The following is an 18,576-nucleotide window of genomic DNA, read 5'->3' as shown; positions in this document are numbered from 1 at the left end:
GTTCCCCCGGACGGGGGAGGCAAAACTGATCTGAACCGAGGTGTACGTGATGGTGGCCCCACCGGACAACGACGTGCTGTGGGCACGCGCCCTGCACATCACACACAACGGCTCGCCCGCGCTCAGCGGCGTATCGCTCGGCGTCCGCGAGGGCGAGATCCTCGCCGTCAGCGGCCCGCGCGGCTGCGGCAAGACGACCCTGCTGCGCTGCCTCTCGGGCCAGCTCCTGCCCCAGCAGGGCGAGGTCTGGTTCAACAGCGCCCCCGTGCACACGATGAGCGCGGCGGCCCGCGAACGGCTGCGCCGCGACCGCTTCGGCTGGATCGACCCGGAGCCGCGCCTGGTGCCCGAGCTCACCGCCTGGGAGAACGTCGCGCTGCCGCTGATGCTGCGCGGCACGTCGAACCGCGGCTCGCGGACCGTCGCCCAGGAGTGGATGGAGCGCCTCGACATCGGCGACTGCGCCCGCAAGCGCCCGCACGCGCTGCTCCAGGCCCAGCGCCAGCGCGTCGTCGTCGCCCGCGCCCTGGTCACCATGCCGTCGGTGATCTTCGCCGACGAGCCCACCGCCCCGCTGCACCGCGCCGACCGGGCCCACGTCCTGCGCACGCTGACCACCGCGGCCCGCTCGCACGGCATCACCGTGGTCCTCGCCACACACGACGCGGAGGTGGCGGCCCTCGCGGACCGTACGGTCGCGCTGCTCGACGGGCGGCGGGTGCACACGGTGCATCTGCCGGGGGCGGAGGGGGTCACGGCTCCCGGAGGCACGGGCGCCACGGCCGACGAGGTCCCCGGCGGCTCCGACGCGGAAGGCCGGGCCGCGTGCTCGCTCTCCGTCTAGCCCGCGGCGCCCATCCCCTGGTCCAGCTGCGCCGTCTGCTGGTCGCCGCCGCCTCGGCCGGCACCGGATTCCTGCTGCTGTGCACTCTGGGGTACGCGATGGGCCATCCGGAGGCGTCGGGCCCCGCCGTGCTGCGCCTTGCCTGGTGCCTGGCGCCGATCGCCGCCACCGTCTACTTCGCCGTGGCCGTCGCGCGCACGGACCCGGCGACCCGGCCGCGTACCGGACTCTCCGCCGTGGGGCTCGGCCCGGCCAAGCTGAGTGTGCTCGCCGCGATCTCCACGGCCGTGGCCTGCACGCTCGGCTCCATGGTGGCCCTGCTGTTCTTCCTGCACCTGCGGGGCGACCTGACCGGGCTGCCGTTCGACGGCGCCGCGGCCGAACTCCTCGCCGCCGACACGCCGTTGCCGCTCGCCGCCGCGCTGACCCTGCTCGCCCTGGTGCCCCTCGCCGCCTCCCTGGCCAGCGCCCTCGTGCTCCGGCCGCGCCCCGCCAAGCCCGGCGCCGAGCAGGAGCGGGAGGACCCGGAGCGGCCGGACGCCCCGGCCACGGCGCCGAACGGGCTGCCCTGGGGGATCGCGCTGCTCGCCGCCGGCCTCGCCGTCGAGACGTACGCGAGCCGGGCCGGCGGTGCTTCGGGCCCCGCCATGCCGGGCGGCCTCACCGGCGGCCCCGCGGGCGTGCTCGCCGGATGGGCGCTGACGGCGGTCGGCCTCGCGGTCGCGGGCCCCGGCCTCACCCATCTGTGCGGGCGGCTGCTGCAGTCGGTGCGGCCCGGCGCGATGCGGCTGCTCGCGGGGCGCGCGCTCCAGGAGGAGGCGCGGCGGATCGGCCGGCCGCTCGGCGTGCTGTGTGCCGTGGCGTCGGCGGCGTACGCGGCACTCACGCTGTACGCGGGCGCCCGCCCCGACGTCGGCCCGCTGACCACGCTCGGCTCGCTGCTCGTCGTGGGCTGCGCGGTGCTGACCCTCGCCACGGCCGCGGTCGAGGCGAAGCACGAGCGCTCGGACACCACGGCGGCGCTGCTGCAACTGGGGGCGCCGATGACGCTGCTGCGCGGTTCGGCGGCGCTGCGCGCGGGTGCCCTCGCGGCGGTCTTCGGTCCGCTGACGTGGATCGTCGCGGAGCTGGCCGCGCTGCCGCTCGCGTAAGGCGTATCGGCTCGGCAGCTCGGCAACTCGGCAGCTCTGCGAAAAAAGTTCGGGCGGGCCGATGAGTTCCGCGCGGGCCCGGCGTCTAACCCTCCGTAAGGCACACGACGCACGGACCACACCGGGCTCAACGGTCAACGCTCAACGGGAGAGACACATGTACCAGCAGATGATCTTCGTCAACCTCGCCGTCGCCGATGTCGACAGCACGAAGAAGTTCTTCACGGAGCTCGGCTACACGATCAACCCGCAGTTCACCACGGACGACTGCGCCTGCGTCGTGATCAGCGACACCATCGTGGCGATGATGCTGGGCAAGCAGCGCTACGCGGAGTTCACCGAGAAGCAGATCGCGGATTCGACGACCACCAGCGAGGCACTGCTCTGTCTGAGCGCCGAGAGCCGCGAGAAGGTCGACGAGCTGGTCGACAAGGCGCTGGCCGCCGGCGCCACGGCGGGCCGTACGCAGGACTACGGCATGATGTACGGCCGCAGCTTCGACGACCTGGACGGCCACACGTGGGAGATCATGTGGATGGACCCGACCGCCGTCGAGGGCTGAGCTCGGCCGCGCGGAGCGTGCTGCCTAGCATGAGCGGATGCAGCCGACTCCCGAATCCGTATCCGTATCCGTATCCGGATCCGCCCACGCTCCGTCGCCCGGCCAACTGCCGGGCGACGACCGCGAGATCGAGACGCTCGCCGAGTTCGACGACCTGGCTGCGGGCGGCTCGATCGCCGGATGCCGGGTCCAGGCCATAGATCTGACGGGGCGTACGGCGGCGCTCCTGTCCTGCGACACCACGGGCGCGGTGTTCCTCGGCTGCCCGATGGAGCAGTCCGCGGCCGACGCGGTGCGTTCGGCGGGCGCCCTGGTCTTCCCGCCGGTGCCGGGCCTGCCGTTCGATCCGTACCGGGGTCTGCTCTACACGCCGGACGAGCTGTTCGCGGGCCTCGCCGAGCGCGGCTACGACGCGACGCCCGACGCCCTCGCCTACGAGTGGTTCCAGCGGACCAAGGCGGACGGCGACGTCTTCTCCTCGATGCTCCGCGCGATCCACGACGACTCGGTCTCCGACGCCCTGGACGAACTGCTCGTCGGCGCACGGGTGGTGGGCGTCATGGGCGGGCACGCGATGGCCCGTGGCACGGCTGCGTACGAGGGTGCGGCGCGACTCGGCCGTTCGCTCGCCCGCGCGGGGTTCATGGTCGCCACGGGCGGCGGCCCCGGCGCGATGGAGGCGGCGAATCTGGGCGCGTACGCGTCGGTCTTCCGCGACGAGATGCTGGACGAGGCGCTGGAACTCCTGGCCAAGGCCCCCTCCTTCACCCCGTCGGTCACCGAGTGGGCGCGGGCGGCCTTCGACGTCCGTGGCCGCTGGCCGGACGGCGGAGCGTCGGTGGGCATCCCCACGTGGTTCTACGGCCACGAACCGCCGAATGCCTTCGCCTCGCACCTGGGCAAGTACTTCGCCAACGCGACCCGCGAGGACGGCCTGCTCGCCCGCTCGAACGCGGGCGTGGTCTTCCTGCCCGGCGCGGCGGGCACGGTCCAGGAAATCTTCGACGCGGCGACCCCGAACTATTACGAGTCACGGGGCGAGCCGGTCCCGATGGTCCTGGTCAACCGCACCCACTGGACGGAGAATCTCCCGGCGTGGCCGCTGCTGCAGGCGCTGGCGCGGGAGCGGTCCATGGAGCCGCGGATCACCTTGGTGGACGACGTGACGGCCGTCCCGGCCGCCTTGGCTGAGCTGTCGGCTTCCCAGTCCGGTTGACCGCGGGTACTTCGTGGCTGGTCGCGCAGTTCCCCGCGCCCCTTCGGGGCGCTTTCAGCCCGTCCGGCGATTGAGGACGGGGTTGGGGATTGATCACCCGAACGAAGCCCGCTCCAGCCAGAAGTCCAGCAACTCCCGCTCCCCCAGCACCTCGACGCCCCCGTCATCGGGCGACCGCCGCCGGTAGAAGGCGAGCAGTACCTCGGTCAACGGCCCCCGCAGAGCGACGGTCGCCTTCTCATGCCCCCGCCGCCAGTCGAACCCGTCCTCGCCGAACTCGATGAGCCACTCCGCGTTCAACTCCGCGGCCGCGTCCGTGGCGTGCAGATGAATGCTGCGCCCGCCGCCCCGCAACTCGGCCGCACTGTCCGAGGGGTCGGACCGCTGCACGAACCGCACGATCTCCAGCCACTCGTCGATCGCGTCGGCCGCCACCTCCGGCGCGACCTCATAGGGAACCCCCGCGGCGATCGCCGCGTCCGCGCGGTGGACGGCCACCTCATGGGTCATGCGACGGGCCCAGAACCCGGCGTCCTGCCGGTCGGACCAGCTCCACACGGCCGTATCGGCAGGCACACCCCCCAGCGTCTTCGCCGCGAGCTCCGCGGTCTCCGCCAGCCACGCGTCAAGCGCAGCGGCATCATCCCCCTCGGGCCCGCGAATACCGGAGACCTGCTCCTCCGGGATGTCCTCCGTGGCCCGGGTCGCCACCAGCCGCTCGGCCCACCGCACGGCGCCACCCACATGCCGGGCGAGGTCGGCCAGGGTCCACTCAGGACAGGTCGGTACGGTGGCGGAGAGGTCGGCCCCGGCCAAGGTCGCCCTGAACTGGCCTAGCTGACCGGCGACTTCGGCGCAGTAACGGTCGTAATCCATGGTCGTCATGTGCCGCACCCTAGGCAGGCCGCCAGGGAGATCACACCTCGATTTCGCCCAGCGCGACGACATCCCCCGCGTCGAACCCGACCCCCACCGTCTCCCCGACCCCCGGCGCGTCCCGCAGCGCGCACGCCGCCTCCAGCCGGGGTCCCGTCCGGGGCTCCAGATGTACGGCGACATGGGTGCCCCGGAAGGTCCGCGCCGTCACCACGCACGGCAGCCCATCGTCGGCGGCCACGAGCCGCACCCCGGCGGGCCGTACGAGCAGCCTGCACCGGCCGTCCCGCACCCCGCCCGGCGGCACCGGAACCTTGCCCCACACCGTGTCCGCCACGTCACCCGCGACCGTCGCGTCGACGATGTTGTCGAAGCCGAGGAACCGCGCGACGAACTCGTCCGCCGGGTGCTGCCACACCTCAAGTGGCGTACCGGACTGGGCGATCCGCCCGTCCCGCATCACGACGACCCGGTCCGCGAGCGCGAACGCCTCACCCTGGTCGTGCGTGACGGCAAGGACCGTCGTACCCAACTCGTGGAAGAGTTCCCGGAGTTCGACGACGAGGCGTTCCCGGAGCGAACGGTCGAGCTGCCCGAGCGGCTCGTCCAGCATCAGCAGCCGTGGCCGTGGCGCGAGCGCCCGGGCCAGCGCCACCCGCTGCTGCTCCCCGCCGGACAGCGAGCCCACCGCCCGCCGCTGCGCCCCCGGCAGCCCCACCAGATCGAGCAACTCGGCCACCCGGTCGGCCTGTTCGCCGCGCGTCGCACCGCGCATCCGCAGCCCGAAGGCGACATTGCCCGCCACGTCACGCTGCGGGAAGAGCTGATGGTCCTGGAACATCAGGCCGACGCCCCGCTTGTGCGCGGGCACCCCGCGCTGGTCGCGGCCGTCGAGCAGGACCTGCCCCGCGTCCAGCTCCTGGAGCCCCGCGACGGCCCTGAGGAGCGTCGACTTGCCGCTGCCGCTCGGCCCGAGGACACACACCGTCTCGTGCTCGGCGACCTCAAGGCCGACGCCGTCGAGGACGGCCCGCTCCCCGAACCGCACCGTCGCGTCCGCCAGCGTCAGCAGCCCCGCACGCGTCGTCGCCCCCGTAGCCACACCTGCGGCCGCATCCATCAGAACTCCCCTGTCGTGCGGTCGGTACGGAGCCGTTCGAGCAGCAGCAGCGACACCGCACACACCACCATCAAGATCGTCGAAAGGGCCATCGCCTGGCCGTAGTTGAGCTCCCCGGCCCGCCCGAGCAGCCGCGCCACGGCGACCGGGAGCGTCGGGTTGTCCGGCCGCGCGATGAACACCGTCGCGCCGAACTCGCCGAGCGACACGGCGAAGGCGAACCCCGCGGCGATCAGCAGCGCCCGCCGCACCATCGGCAGGTCGACCTCCCGCCACGCCCGCAGCGGCGACGCCCCGAGCACGGCCGCCGCCTCGCGCAGCCGCCCGTCCACGGCACGCAGGACGGGCAGCATCGTGCGTACGACGAAGGGAACGCCCACCAGCGCCTGGGCCAGGGGCACCAGGATCCAGCTGGAACGCAGGTCGAGCGGCGGCTTGTCGAGCGTGATCAGGAAACCGAAGCCGACCGTCACGGCGGACACCCCGAGCGGCAGCATCAGGAGCGCGTCGAAGCCGCGCACCAGACGACCGGCCTTCCGGGTCAGCGCGGCGGCGGCGAGACCGCCGATCAGCAGGGCGATGGCGGTGGCGGCAAGGGCGTACTGGAGCGAATTCCAGACGGCCTCGATCGGCGGGACGAGGAAGGCGCCGCCGTCCGCCGAGGTCAGCTCCTTGTAGTAGGTGAAGCCGTAGCCGCCGGGACCGCTCAGCGACCGTTCGATCAGCACGCCGAGCGGCAGCAGGATCAGCACGGCCACCGTGAGCATGACCCCGCCGAGCAGCGCCCACTGGCCCGCGCCGCGCGGCCGGCGCGCGACCGTGGCGGCGTCGACCAGCTTCAGTGCGGTCTCGCGCCGACGCACGGTCCACGCGTGCACGCCGAGGATCGCGCCGACCGCCGCGAACTGCACGAGGGTCAGGACGGCGGCCGTCGGCAGGTCGAGGAGCTGGGCGGTCTGCCGGTAGATCTCGACTTCGAGCGTCGAGTACGCGGGGCCGCCGAGGATCTGGACGACGCCGAAGGAGGTGAAGGTGAAGAGGAAGACCATCAGCGCGGCCGCCGCGACGGCCGGGCCGAGCGCGGGCAGCGTCACCGTCCGCCAGGCGGTCCAGCGCGACGCGCCCAGCATCCGTGCGGCCTCTTCCTGCCGCGGATCGAGCTGCGACCACAGCCCTCCCACGGTCCGCACGACGACGGCGTAATTGAAGAAGACATGGGCGAGCAGAATCGCCCACACCGTCGTGTCGAGCCGCAGGCCCCACATCTCGTCGAACAGACCCCCGCGCCCGATCAGCGCGAGGAACGCGGTCCCGACGACGACGGTGGGCAGCACGAACGGCACTGTGACGACGGCCCGCAGCACCTGCTTGCCCCTGAACTCGAAGCGCGCGAAGACATACGCGCCGGGGAGCGCGATCAGCAGCGTGAGCGCGGTCGACGCGAGCGCCTGCCAGGTGGTGAACCAGAGCACGTGCCGGATGTCCGACTGCCCGAGCACCTCCGCGATCCGCCCGAACTGCCACTGCCCGCCCACCTTCAGGCCGCGCGCGACGATCGCGGCGACCGGATAGGCGAAGAACACGGCGAAGAACGCGACGGGCACGGCCAGCAGACCGAGCCGCGCCGCGCTCCCACGCGTGAGCCCCTTACGGGACCTGCCTACTTCAGTACGAGCGAGGTCCACGACTTGACCCACTGCTCACGGTTGTCGGCGATCTTCTCCGGGGCCATGGTCTGCGGCTTGTCGACGCTCACGCCGTGCTCCGTGAACAGTTCGGGCAGCTTGGTGTCCTTGACCGCCGGGTTCACGAACATGGAGAGCGGCAGGTCCTCCTGGAACCGCTTGCTGATCAGGAAGTCGATCAGCGCCTTGCCGCCCTTCTCGTTCCGCGCGCCGTTCAGCAGGCCCGCGAACTCGATCTGGCGGAAGCAGGTGCCGGTGGCGACGCCGGTCGGCGCCTCCTTGGGCTGCGGCTTGGCGTAGAGCACCTCGACGGGCGGCGAGGAGGCGTAGGAGACGACGAGCGGCCGGTCGCCCTTGGCCTTCTTGCCGCCGGCGGAGCCGGAGAACTCCTCGTTGTAGGCCTGCTCCCAGCCGTCGACGACCTTGACGCCGTTGGCCGTGAGCTTCTTCCAGTAGCCCTGCCAGCCGTCGTCGCCGTACTCGGCGGCGGTCCCGAGCAGGAAGCCGAGGCCGGGCGAGGACGTCGCGACGTTCTCGGTGACCAGCAGGTCCTTGTACGCGGGCTTGACCAGGTCGTCGAGCGTCTTCGGCGGCGCGAGCTTCTTGTCGGCGAAGTACTTCTTGTCGTAGTTGACGCAGATGTCGCCGCTGTCGACGGGCGTCACCCGGTGCTTGCCCTTGTCGAGCTGAAGCTCGGCGGGAATCCCGTCCAAGCCCTTCGCCTCGTACGAAGCAAAGACACCCTGGTCGAGCGCGCGCGACAGCAGGGTGTTGTCCACCCCGAAGAAGACGTCCCCCTGCGGGTTGTCCTTCGACAGGATCGCCTTGTTCACGGCGGCGCCCGCGTCCCCGTCCTCGAGGACGTTGACCTTGTAGCCGGACTTCTTCTCGAACTCCTTCAGTACGTCCTTGGAGACGTTGAAGGAGTCGTGGCTGACGAGCGTGACGCTCTTGGAGCCGGCGGCCTTGTCGCCGCTGTCCGAGCCGCCGCACGCGGAGAGCGCGACGAGCCCGAGGCCGACCGCGACCGCGGTGACCGTGACCTTCTTGGTGGTGCTCACTGAGATCATTCCTCCTGGGTGTGACCAGGAAGAGACGCGGCCCTGCCCGCGGACCGGGAGAGGTCCGCGGGCAGGGCGCAACAGCTTGAGTGGTGTCCGAACTTCCTACCCGGAATGACCCGGGCAAGGTTCAGAGGGTCTGCGGCCAACCTGTCCTTGGCTGCCGCACTCTCAGCGCTGTGGCGCTCCCCTGTCGGAATATGCAGATGTGCGAACACTCGGCCATCAGGCAGTCGTGTTCAGGCCAAGCCTAACGCTCGGCCGCCGCGAGCTGTCCGCACGCCCCGTCGATCTCCTGGCCACGGGTGTCACGGATCGTGACGGGCACCCCATGGGCGGCGATGGCCTCCACGAAGGCCTTCTCGTCCTCGGGGCGGGAGGCCGTCCACTTCGAGCCCGGCGTCGGGTTCAGCGGAATGAGATTGACGTGCACGGGCTTGCCCCTGAGCAGCCGGCCGAGCCGGTCACCGCGCCACGCCTGGTCGTTGATGTCCCGGATCAGCGCGTACTCGATGGAGAGCCGGCGCCCCGACTTGGCCGCGTACTCCCAACCCGCGTCGAGCACCTCACGCACCTGCCAGCGCGTGTTCACGGGTACGAGGGTGTCGCGCAGCTCGTCGTCGGGCGCGTGCAGCGAGATCGCGAGGCGGCACTTGAAGCCCTCGTCGGCGAACCGGTGGATGGCGGGCACGAGACCCACGGTCGACACGGTGATGCCGCGCTGCGAGAGCCCGACCCCGTCCGGCTCGGGATCCGTGAGCCGACGGATCGCCCCGATCACCCGGTTGTAGTTGGCGAGCGGTTCGCCCATCCCCATGAAGACGATGTTGCTCAGCCGCGCGGGCCCGCCGGGAATCTCCCCGTCCCGCAGCGCCCGCATGCCGTCCACGATCTGGTGCACGATCTCGGCGGTGGACAGATTCCGGTCGAGCCCGGCCTGCCCCGTCGCACAGAACGGACAGTTCATCCCGCACCCGGCCTGCGACGAGATGCACATCGTCACGCGGTCCGGGTAGCGCATGAGCACGGACTCGACGAGCGTCCCGTCGAAGAGCCGCCACAGCGTCTTGCGCGTCGTGTCGTCGTCACAGCTGATGTGCCGCACCACGGACATCAGCTCGGGAAGCAGCGCCTCCTGAAGCTTCCCGCGCGCCCCGGCCGGGATGTCGGTCCACTGCTCCGGGTCGTGCGCGTACCGCGCGAAGTAGTGCTGCGAGAGCTGCTTGGCGCGAAACGGCTTCTCGCCGACGGCGGCGACGGCTTCCTTGCGCTCGGCGGGCGTGAGGTCGGCGAGATGCCGCGGCGGCTTCTTGGCTCCGCGGGGCGCGACGAAGGTGAGTTCTCCGGGTACAGGCATGGTCCGTCCAGTGTCGCAGACGGGCGGGGGTGCGCCTGCTGTGCGTGGCGGGGGGCCGGGGGCTCCCCGGGAGTACGCCCCTCCGCCGCTGCCAGCGCCTCCCCTCAGCCGACGTCCCTCGCCGTGAACCGGCTCTCGTACTTCATCCCCTCGTCCGTGCCCCGCAGCACCCAGAACGCGTCCAGGTCGCGCTTCTTCGGGTTCAGGAAGCCGGGGGCGCCTACCACCACGTCCAGGTGTTTGTCGCCGTCGGTGTCGAGCAGGGGGCCCACGACCGTGATGCGGTTGCGGGTCGGGCCGCGGCCTGCGGCGGGGGTGTCGCTGCCGGGGATGCCGGGGGTGTCGAGGGTCATCGCCTGGGCTGCCCCGGCTCCGCCCTTCGCCCCGCTCTTGGCCGTGAGCAGGGCGGGGATCAGCCAGACCACGCCGTTGCTGTCGTTGGCGCCGGTCGCCGATGTGACCAGGTCCGCCTTGCCGTCGCCGGTGACGTCGCCGAGCGCGGTGCCGCCCATGCCGCCGTACTGCGTCGCGTCCGTCAGGCCCGGCGGGTCGGCAAGGCCCACCCCGTCCCGCTTGCCGCGCTCGGGCCCGGAGCGGGTGCTGAGGCGGTAGCCGGCGCCCAGTTGCCGCTGCGCCGCGGTGAAGCCGGCCGAGTACAGGTCGTCGATGCCGTCGCCGTCCACGTCGCCCGGCTGCCCCTCCAGACCGATGTCGGGGCGCTCGCGACGCTCGGCGAGCTTCAGGCCTCCCTTTCCGCCGCGCAGATACTGCAGCCCGCTGATGGTCACATCGCCGTCGCCCTCCATCTCCGGGTCGGTCCAGTGAAACCAGATCGCCAGGTCGGTGGCCTTGTCCCCGTCGAAGTCCCCGGCCAGGAAACGGCCGGGAATCGAGTCCGGCCACCGGCCGTTGCTCAGGCTCTGCCGCCGGGCGGGGGCGCCGTCGCGCTTGACGGGGCCGTACCAGACCGTGCCCTCCGGGCCCCCGGTGCCGCCGGGGAAGAACAGGTCGGCGTTGCCGTCCCCGTCGAAGTCACCGGTGGCGGCGGGGCTGCCCGGCGCCCCGGAGAGCGGCTCAGGGGCGCCCACCCCGCGCGGCCCGCCCCACAGCACGACCGGCTTGCCGCGCTCCGTCGCCTGGATCAGATCGGTGAAGCCGTCGTGGTCCAGATCGGTGCGCAGCAGCCGCGTCTGCTCGGGCCCGGTCTTCGACTCCGGCCGGGCCGCGACCGTGCGGCGGCGCGGATCGAGTCCGTCCGCCGAGCCGTACACCACGACCAGGCTCCGGCCCCCCACCACCGCCGCGAAGTCGTCGTAACCATCGCCGTTGAAGTCCCCCGGCCGGGGCCGCTCCGACGGCTTGCCCGCCTTGGGCCGCTCGGCGGCGTTGTCCTCACCGTCGGCCGGGCTCTCCGAAGCGCCGCACCCCGTCGCGAGGAGCACGGCTGCCAGCGCTCCGGCGGCGAACTTCAGCGGCACCTGCACGAGCCGTTCCATGGGACCTCACCTGTCGACGACGTCGGAAAATCACACACTGGACAGCCGACAGGGCAGGAAGGTTGTGTCGCGGCCATCGGGTGTACGAGGCGGAGAGCCGACCGGGGTGACGAGAAGGGGCCCGCCGTCCCACCGGACGACGAGCCCCTCACGTAACAACTACGCAGGTCAGCCCGACCCTACAAAGATCACCAGCAGCAGCCACACCACCGGCGCCGTAGGCAGCAGGGAATCCAGCCGGTCCATGATGCCGCCGTGGCCCGGCAGCAGCGTGCCCATGTCCTTGATGCCGAGGTCCCGCTTGATCATCGACTCGCCCAGGTCACCGAGTGTGGCGCTCACGCCGACCGCGAGGCCGATGAGCAGACCCTGCCACCAGCTGCCGCCGTCGATCAGGAACTCCATGCACAACGCGCCCGCCGCCATCGCGAACGTCACCGCTCCGACCAGGCCCTCGCGGGTCTTGCCGGGGCTGATGCGCGGCGCGAGCTTGTGCTTGCCGAAGCGCCAGCCGATCGCGTACGCCCCCGTGTCGCTGACCACGGTCAGCAGCAGGAAGGTGAGCACACGCTGCGGCCCGTCGTCCGCGGTGAGCATCAGCGCCACGAACGTGGCGAGGAACGGCACGTAGAACGCCGCGAAGACGCCCGCCGTGACGTCCTTCAGATAGCCCTCGGGCGGTTCGGTCATCCGCCAGACGAGCACCGCGAGCGCGGTGAGCGCCATCGCGACCCAGGCACCCTCGGCCCCACGGACGTATCCGGCGACGACCATCGCGGCGCCGCCGACCGCGAGCGGTACCAGCGGCGCCTTGATGCCCTTGCGTTCCTCGAGGCGTGAGGTGAGCTCCCAGAGGCCGACCACCACGGCGACCGCTATGACGCCGACGAACACGGCCTTCACGATGAAGAGCGACGCGACGATCACCGCGCCGAGCCCCACACCGACTCCTATGGCCGCCCCGAGGTCACGGCCCGCGCTCTTCTTCTGCGGCGCCTGAGGCGCACGAGGCGCTTCGGGGGCGGGCTGTGGTGCGTTGGGCATGGGCTCCTGGGGTACATCAGGCACGTCGGGCACGATGGGCATGGGCTGCGTCTCTGCTGGATACAGGGCGTCATGCGCATCGTACGCGGGACCTGCCGGGGCAGCCCCTCGAGCAGGGCCCTGGTCGGGCGGCCCCCAGTACCCGGTTCTGGGAGGCGCCCCCCAGGAAGAGTCGTTCACGGATCGGATTCCTCAGTCCTCGGAGCCGGGCACTCAGACCTCGAGCAGCTCGGCTTCCTTGTGCTTGAGCAGCTCGTCCACCTGAGCGACGTACTTCGCGGTGGTGTCGTCGAGCTCCTTCTCCGCGCGACGGCCCTCGTCCTCGCCGATGTCGCCGTCCTTGATCGCCTTGTCGATGGCCTCCTTGGCCTTGCGGCGGATGGAACGGATCGAGATCTTGGAGTCCTCGGCCTTGGTCTTGGCGACCTTGATGTACTCCTTGCGGCGGTCCTGCGTCAGCTCCGGGAACGTCACCCGGATGATGCTTCCGTCGTTGCTCGGGTTGACGCCGAGGTCCGAGTCCCGGATCGCCTGCTCGATGTTGCGCAGCGCGGTCTTGTCGAACGGCGTCACCACGGCCATCCGCGGCTCGGGCACCGAGAACGAGGCCAGCTGGTTGATCGGCGTCAGGGCGCCGTAGTAGTCGGCCACGATCTTGTTGAACATCGCCGGGTGCGCACGGCCTGTGCGGATCGCGGCGAAGTCCTCCTTCGCCACCACGACGGCCTTCTCCATCTTCTCCTCGGCCTCGAGGAGGGTCTCTTCGATCACCACGTGCTCCTGGTGTTGTGAGTGGTCTTGGCGCGCCCCCACACGGTGAAGCAGGGGGAGTCCATGGGGTGTCGGCTGCGTCGCGTCTCTTTCCCTGCACCGTGTCCGACCGGCAGGGCTTTGTCCATCCCTCGGGGGACGTGCCTGGGTCAGACCCGGGTGCCGTGGTCACCCACGAGCGTGCCGATCTTCTCACCCTTGACGGCGCGCGCGATATTGCCGGCGGAGAGCAACTCGAAGACGAGGATGGGCAGCTTGTTGTCCCGGCACAGCGTGATCGCGGTCATGTCGGCGACCTTCAGGTCGCGGGTGATGACCTCGCCGTAGCCGAGCGCGTCGTACTTCACCGCGTCCGGGTTCGTCTTGGGGTCGGAGTCGTAGACCCCGTCGACGCCGTTCTTGCCCATGAGCAGGGCCTCGGCGTCGATCTCCAGGGCGCGCTGGGCGGCCGTGGTGTCGGTGGAGAAGTACGGCATGCCCATGCCCGCGCCGAAGATGACCACACGGCCCTTCTCCAGGTGCCGGACGGCGCGCAGCGGGATGTACGGCTCGGCGACCTGACCCATCGTGATGGCGGTCTGCACGCGGCAGTCGATGCCTTCCTTCTCCAGGAAGTCCTGCAGGGCAAGGCAGTTCATGACCGTGCCGAGCATGCCCATGTAGTCGGAGCGGGCCCGGTCCATGCCGCGCTGCTGCAACTCGGCGCCGCGGAAGAAGTTGCCGCCGCCGATGACGACGGCGATCTGCGATCCGTCGCGTACGACGGCCGCGATCTCCTTGGCGATCGCGTGCACGACATCGGGGTCGACGCCAAGGCCGCCCCCGCCGGCGAACGCTTCGCCGGAGAGCTTCAGCAGGAAACGACCGGCGACTTTGCCGTCGTCACTCTTCGTGTCGGCCTTGGTGGTCATGGAGTTCTCGCTTCTTTACTTGGCCACATACGAAGAAGGCCACTGCCGGTGGGGTGTTGTTCGCATCCCATGCTCGGCAATGGCCTCCTCGTCAGATCCTGCGGTCGTACGTCGCGTACCGCGTGCGGTACGCGGGCGACCGCTGTCAGACCCTAGCGGGGTCTACCGTCGATCGCGGTACGGACTCAGATGCCGACCTTGATGCGCGAGAAGCGCTTCAGGGTGACACCGGCCTCGTCCAGGACCTTCTGGACGGACTTCTTGTTGTCGAGCGCGTACGGCTGACCGAGGAGGGTGACCTCCTTGAAGAAGCCGTTGACGCGACCCTCGACGATCTTCGGGAGCGCGGCCTCGGGCTTGCCCTCGGCGCGGGTGGTCTCCTCGGCGACGCGACGCTCGGACTCGACGACCTCGGCCGGCACGTCGTCCTTGGTGAGGTACTTCGGCGCGAAGGCGGCGATGTGCTGGGCGATGCCCTTGGCGAGGTCCGCGTCGGCCTTGTCCAGCTCGACCAGAACACCGATCTGCGGGGGCAGGTCGGGCATGGTGCGGTGCATGTACGCGGTGACGTAGGCGCCGGAGAACTGCGCGAAGCGGTCCAGGACGATCTTCTCGCCGAGGTTGGCGTTGGCCTCGTCGACGTACGCCTGGACGGTCTTGCCGGCCTCGATCTCGGACACGAGCAGCGCCTCGAGGTCGGCCGGGGCGGTCTTGGCGACGTGGGCGGCGAGGTTGTTCGCCACGGCCTGGAACTTGTCGCCCTTGGCGACGAAGTCCGTCTCGCACTTCAGCTCGACGATCACGCCGGAGGTGTTGTCGTCGGCGATGAGGGAGACCACGGCGCCGTTCTCGGCGGAGCGGCCCTCGCGCTTGGCGACGCCCTTCTGGCCCTTGATGCGCAGGGCCTCGACGGCCTTGTCGACGTCGCCGTCGGCCTCGTCGAGCGCCTTCTTGCAGTCCATCATGCCGGCGCCGGTGAGCTCACGGAGCTTCTTGACGTCAGCGGCGGTGTAGTTCGCCATGATCGAAATTTCTCTCTCGAAGTCTGAAAGATCTACGAAGGTGTACGGGTGAACGGCGGGGGCCGATCGGGCCCCCGCCGTCAACTACCGAACCTGTGAAGCAACTACCGGACCGGTGAGGGTCAGGCCTGCTCGGCGTCCGCGGCCGGCGCCTCGGCGGCGGGGGCCTCGGCGGCGGGGGCCTCGGCCTCGGCCGGCTTCTCCTCGGCCTTGGGGGCCTCGGCGGCGGGGGCCTCGTCGGCCTTCTTCTCGCCCTCGAGCAGGTCGCGCTCCCACTCGGCCAGCGGCTCGCCCTGGGCCTTCTCGCCCGGCTTCGAGTCACCGGTGGCCACGCCGGAACGGGCGATGAGGCCCTCGGCGACGGCGTCGGCGATCACGCGGGTGAGCAGCGTGACGGAACGGATCGCGTCGTCGTTGCCCGGGATCTTGTAGTCGACCTCGTCGGGGTCACAGTTCGTGTCGAGGATCGCGACGACCGGGATGTTGAGCTTCCGGGCCTCGCCGACAGCGATGTGCTCCTTCTTGGTGTCCACGATCCAGACGGCGCTGGGCACCTTGGACATCTCGCGGATACCGCCGAGGGTCTTCTCGAGCTTCGCCTTCTCGCGGGAGAGGACGAGCAGCTCCTTCTTGGTGAGGCCGGACGCGGCCACATCCTCGAAGTCGATCTGCTCGAGCTCCTTCAGGCGCTGCAGGCGCTTGTAGACGGTCGAGAAGTTGGTGAGCATGCCGCCCAGCCAGCGCTGGTTGACGTAGGGCATGCCGACGCGGGTGGCCTGCTCCGCGATGGCCTCCTGCGCCTGCTTCTTCGTGCCGACGAACATGACCGTGCCGCCGTGGGCGACGGTCTCCTTGACGAACTCGTAGGCGCGGTCGATGTACGACAGCGACTGGAGCAGGTCGATGATGTAGATGCCGTTGCGCTCCGTGAAGATGAAGCGCTTCATCTTCGGGTTCCAACGACGGGTCTGGTGACCGAAGTGGACGCCGCTCTCCAGCAGCTCCCGCATCGTGACGACGGCCATGGCCGTACTCCTTGGTGTTCTCGGTTGTGCCGCGTCCGCCGGACGGCGGTCGCGCCTGACGCCCGCGACGCGCCGTGCCGCAAAGGACCGAGAGGCGCTGGCACCAGGCTTTTCATGGCCTGATGTCGGGGCGTGCGAAGTCGACCCGGTGACCCGGATCGCCACAAGAAGTGTACGGGACCCGCGAGGCGGCGGGTGACGCCGCTGTCCACAACCGGCTGGTAGTCCACAGATCCGGGCCATGATCCCCGCGGATCGGCCGGCGGCGGGACCGTTCTCGCATGCGACGACGAGTGATGCCGAGCGGATTGCTGGGACTGCTGCTGGCCGTGCTGCCGCTGCCGACGGCGGCGGGCGACGGCTGGCCGGTGGGGGTGCGTCCTTTGGTCGTACGGGGCTGGGAGCCCCCGGCGACGGAGTACGGCCGGGGGCACCGCGGTGTGGACCTCGCCGCACCGCCGGGCGCTCCGGTCCGGGCGGCGGCCGCGGGCACGGTGGCGTTCGCGGGGCGGGTGGCGGGCCGGGGCGTGGTCTCGGTGAACCTGTCGGGTACGGGAGACCCGCCACTGCGTACGACCTATGAACCCGTGCGGGCAACGGTCAAGAAGGGCGACGAGGTGCCCGCGGGCGCGCTCCTGGGCACCCTGGAACTCCCGACGGGCCACTGCCGTCCGGAGAGCTGCCTCCACTGGGGGCTGCGCAGAGGGACGACCTACGTGAATCCACTGACATTGCTGCCGCCCTGGCTACTGGGAAGGGGGCCTTCACGACTGCTGCCGGTGGCGGAACTGCCGCCGCCCGCGTTGTGGGCAGGCGTTCCGCAGGGCGGAACGGGTGCGCACAACGCCCCGCTGCCGGGCACCGACAAACAGGGCCTCAGCCCCGCACTCCCCGCAGGGCCATGGCAACCGCCGCTTCGGTAATGGCGGCAGGATCCTCAGCGGCGCCAAGCTCGATCCGCCGGACGGCGGCGTCGACAACGCCCTGGAGCAGCATCGCCGCCAGGCGAGGCTCCGCATGGCCAAGGGACGCCAGCGCCTCGCCGATCATCACGACAAGGCCCCCGTGCGCGGCACGGATCTTCTCCCGCGCCCCCGCGTCCAGCTCGGCCGCGGAGATGGCGACCACCGCCCGGTGCCGCCGGTCCCCCACAAGATCCAGCTGCCGCCGCACATACGCCTCGACCTTGCCCTCGGCGGTCTCCGCGCCCTCCATCGCCGCCGAAACCTCCGCCGCCCAGACGGGAAAGTCGACCTCGCAGAGCTCTTCGACGACCGCGGCCCGCGACCGGAAGTACTCGTACACGGAGGACCGGGCCAGCCCGGTGCGCTCGGCGAGTGCGGGGAAGGTCAACGCCTCCGTACCGCCTTCGGACAGCAGGGAACGCGCGGCGTCCAGCAGGGCGCCGCGCTGCATCGACCGGTGCTCGGCCACAGAGGCCGCTCGAATCCTTGGCACACGTCCACTCTACGGACGAGACCGCCGGCACGGGAGCCGCTCCACCCCGGAGAAGCCCCTGATAAGCCCCTGATGAGCCCCGCGCACAGCCACCGGCAGGGACGATTCAGCGTCCTCAGCGACCAAAACTCGCCAGCTTCGCCCGCAACTGCAGCACGGACTTCGTGTGGATCTGGCTCACCCGGCTCTCCGTCACGCCCAGCACATTGCCGATCTCGGCCAGCGTGAGCCCCTCGTAGTAGTAGAGCGTGACGACGGTCTTCTCCCGCTCCGGCAACGTATTGATCGCCCGTGCGAGCAGCCTCCGCAGCTCGCGGTCCTCCGCGACCTCCACCGGATTGTCGGCCGCGGTGTCCTCGAGCGTGTCCATCAGGCTCAGCCGGTTGCCGCCCTCGCCCCCCACATGCAGCAGCTCCTCCAGCGCCACCACATTGGCCAGCGACAACTGGCTGAAAACCGCGTGCAGTTCCTCGAGCGCGATCCCCATCTCGTCGGCGACCTCGCTCTCCGACGGCGTACGCCTCAGCTGCGCCTCGAGCGTGGCGTAGGCCCGCTCGACATTGCGCGCCTTCTGCCGCACGGAGCGGGGAATCCAGTCGAGTGCCCGCAGTTCGTCGATCATCGCGCCCCGGATCCGGGTGATCGCGTACGTCTCGAACTTGATGGACCGCTCGATGTCGAACTTCTCGATCGCGTCGATCAGTCCGAACACCCCGGACGAGACGAAGTCCGCCTGCTCGACATTGGGCGGCAGCCCCACGCTCACCCGTCCCGCGACGTACTTCACCAGCGGCGAGTAGTGCAGGATCAGTTGCTCGCGCAGCCGCCCGTCCCCGGTCTCCTTGTACGACCGCCACAGCTCGTCCAGCGACGACGGTGCGGGGGGCCGCTCCGGCTCGCCGCTACGGGCTGCGGGGGGAGCCGCCGCCCGGTCGGACCCTGAGGTGTGCTGGGGCATTCGTCGCCTTGAGCCGTTC

General features: G+C 70.7%; 17 protein-coding genes, 1 pseudogene and 1 riboswitch. Of the genes and pseudogenes, 5 read left to right on the top strand and 13 right to left on the bottom strand.

From position 1 onward, the window contains the following. The first annotated feature begins 49 nt into the window (after nt 1–49). The 4 genes from ACIBKX_RS29535 to ACIBKX_RS29520 all read left to right on the top strand — a co-directional run bounded on the left by ACIBKX_RS29535 (nt 50) and on the right by ACIBKX_RS29520 (nt 3,773). Nucleotides 50–844, top strand: coding sequence for an ATP-binding cassette domain-containing protein (locus ACIBKX_RS29535; RefSeq protein WP_363273527.1), 795 nt, complete (start codon nt 50–52; stop codon nt 842–844). Then, nucleotides 826–1,995, top strand: a complete 1,170-nt coding sequence (locus ACIBKX_RS29530; RefSeq protein ID WP_363273529.1) for a hypothetical protein — start codon at nt 826–828, stop codon at nt 1,993–1,995. The genes ACIBKX_RS29535 and ACIBKX_RS29530 overlap by 19 nt, the downstream gene beginning before the upstream one ends. Before the next feature lie 157 nt (nt 1,996–2,152). After that, entirely contained in the window at nt 2,153–2,557 is a 405-nt protein-coding gene (locus ACIBKX_RS29525) for a VOC family protein (protein WP_363273531.1), read from the top strand. Nucleotides 2,558–2,594: 37 nt separating this feature from the next. Beyond that, on the top strand, nt 2,595–3,773 hold the full coding sequence (locus tag ACIBKX_RS29520; protein WP_363273533.1) for an LOG family protein: 1,179 nt from the start codon (nt 2,595–2,597) through the stop codon (nt 3,771–3,773). 93 nt (nt 3,774–3,866) lie between these two features. On the opposite strand, the gene ACIBKX_RS29515 is transcribed toward ACIBKX_RS29520, so the two are convergent. The 11 genes from ACIBKX_RS29515 to rpsB all read right to left on the bottom strand — a co-directional run bounded on the left by ACIBKX_RS29515 (nt 3,867) and on the right by rpsB (nt 16,141). Further along, nucleotides 3,867–4,658: a maleylpyruvate isomerase family mycothiol-dependent enzyme gene (locus ACIBKX_RS29515; protein ID WP_363273534.1), complete on the bottom strand. Its 792-nt coding sequence runs from the start codon at nt 4,656–4,658 to the stop codon at nt 3,867–3,869. A 31-nt stretch (nt 4,659–4,689) separates the two neighbouring features. After that, nucleotides 4,690–5,769, bottom strand: coding sequence for an ABC transporter ATP-binding protein (locus ACIBKX_RS29510; RefSeq protein ID WP_363273535.1), 1,080 nt, complete (start codon nt 5,767–5,769; stop codon nt 4,690–4,692). Continuing rightward, nucleotides 5,769–7,454, bottom strand: a complete 1,686-nt coding sequence (locus ACIBKX_RS29505) for an iron ABC transporter permease (protein WP_363273536.1) — start codon at nt 7,452–7,454, stop codon at nt 5,769–5,771. The genes ACIBKX_RS29510 and ACIBKX_RS29505 overlap by 1 nt, the downstream gene beginning before the upstream one ends. Then, nucleotides 7,430–8,515: a thiamine ABC transporter substrate-binding protein gene (locus ACIBKX_RS29500; RefSeq protein ID WP_363273538.1), complete on the bottom strand. Its 1,086-nt coding sequence runs from the start codon at nt 8,513–8,515 to the stop codon at nt 7,430–7,432. The genes ACIBKX_RS29505 and ACIBKX_RS29500 overlap by 25 nt, the downstream gene beginning before the upstream one ends. 84 nt (nt 8,516–8,599) lie before the next feature. After that, nucleotides 8,600–8,717: riboswitch (TPP riboswitch) on the bottom strand. A 48-nt stretch (nt 8,718–8,765) separates the two neighbouring features. After that, on the bottom strand, nt 8,766–9,872 hold the full coding sequence (gene rlmN, locus ACIBKX_RS29495; RefSeq protein WP_363273539.1) for a 23S rRNA (adenine(2503)-C(2))-methyltransferase RlmN: 1,107 nt from the start codon (nt 9,870–9,872) through the stop codon (nt 8,766–8,768). A gap of 104 nt (nt 9,873–9,976) precedes the next feature. Next, nucleotides 9,977–11,368, bottom strand: coding sequence for an FG-GAP and VCBS repeat-containing protein (locus ACIBKX_RS29490; protein WP_363273540.1), 1,392 nt, complete (start codon nt 11,366–11,368; stop codon nt 9,977–9,979). Between the two features lie 168 nt (nt 11,369–11,536). Further along, nucleotides 11,537–12,592 carry a phosphatidate cytidylyltransferase gene (locus ACIBKX_RS29485; protein ID WP_363273541.1) on the bottom strand — a complete coding sequence of 352 codons (1,056 nt, stop codon included), beginning with the start codon at nt 12,590–12,592 and terminating at the stop codon, nt 11,537–11,539. A gap of 33 nt (nt 12,593–12,625) precedes the next feature. After that, the gene (gene frr / locus ACIBKX_RS29480; RefSeq protein ID WP_363273542.1) at nt 12,626–13,183 is read right to left on the bottom strand and encodes a ribosome recycling factor; all 558 of its coding nucleotides are present in this window, start codon (nt 13,181–13,183) and stop codon (nt 12,626–12,628) included. Between the two features lie 149 nt (nt 13,184–13,332). Beyond that, nucleotides 13,333–14,094, bottom strand: coding sequence for a UMP kinase (pyrH, locus tag ACIBKX_RS29475; RefSeq protein WP_363273543.1), 762 nt, complete (start codon nt 14,092–14,094; stop codon nt 13,333–13,335). A 185-nt stretch (nt 14,095–14,279) separates the two neighbouring features. Continuing rightward, complete coding sequence (gene tsf / locus ACIBKX_RS29470) at nt 14,280–15,116, bottom strand: translation elongation factor Ts (protein WP_363273544.1); 837 nt, start codon at nt 15,114–15,116, stop codon at nt 14,280–14,282. A gap of 122 nt (nt 15,117–15,238) precedes the next feature. After that, nucleotides 15,239–16,141 (bottom strand): 30S ribosomal protein S2, encoded by a 903-nt coding sequence (gene rpsB / locus ACIBKX_RS29465; RefSeq protein ID WP_363273545.1) that lies wholly within the window; start codon nt 16,139–16,141, stop codon nt 15,239–15,241. Between the two features lie 353 nt (nt 16,142–16,494). On the opposite strand from rpsB, the pseudogene ACIBKX_RS29460 reads away from it, so the two are divergent. Next, nucleotides 16,495–17,064: pseudogene (locus ACIBKX_RS29460) on the top strand (peptidoglycan DD-metalloendopeptidase family protein); the annotation flags it as partial. Here the strand turns inward: ACIBKX_RS29460 and ACIBKX_RS29455 are convergent. After that, complete coding sequence (locus tag ACIBKX_RS29455) at nt 17,018–17,575, bottom strand: helix-turn-helix domain-containing protein (RefSeq protein WP_363273548.1); 558 nt, start codon at nt 17,573–17,575, stop codon at nt 17,018–17,020. The pseudogene ACIBKX_RS29460 and the gene ACIBKX_RS29455 overlap by 47 nt on opposite strands. Before the next feature lie 139 nt (nt 17,576–17,714). Continuing rightward, entirely contained in the window at nt 17,715–18,557 is an 843-nt protein-coding gene (whiG, locus tag ACIBKX_RS29450; protein ID WP_363273549.1) for an RNA polymerase sigma factor WhiG, read from the bottom strand. Nucleotides 18,558–18,576: the final 19 nt, after the last annotated feature.

Source organism: Streptomyces sp. NPDC050658, from assembly GCF_044457025.1.
GTDB lineage: Bacteria > Actinomycetota > Actinomycetes > Streptomycetales > Streptomycetaceae > Streptomyces.
The sequence above is the reverse complement of the archived record's forward strand: the minus strand, read 5'-3'. Positions and strand labels throughout refer to the sequence as shown.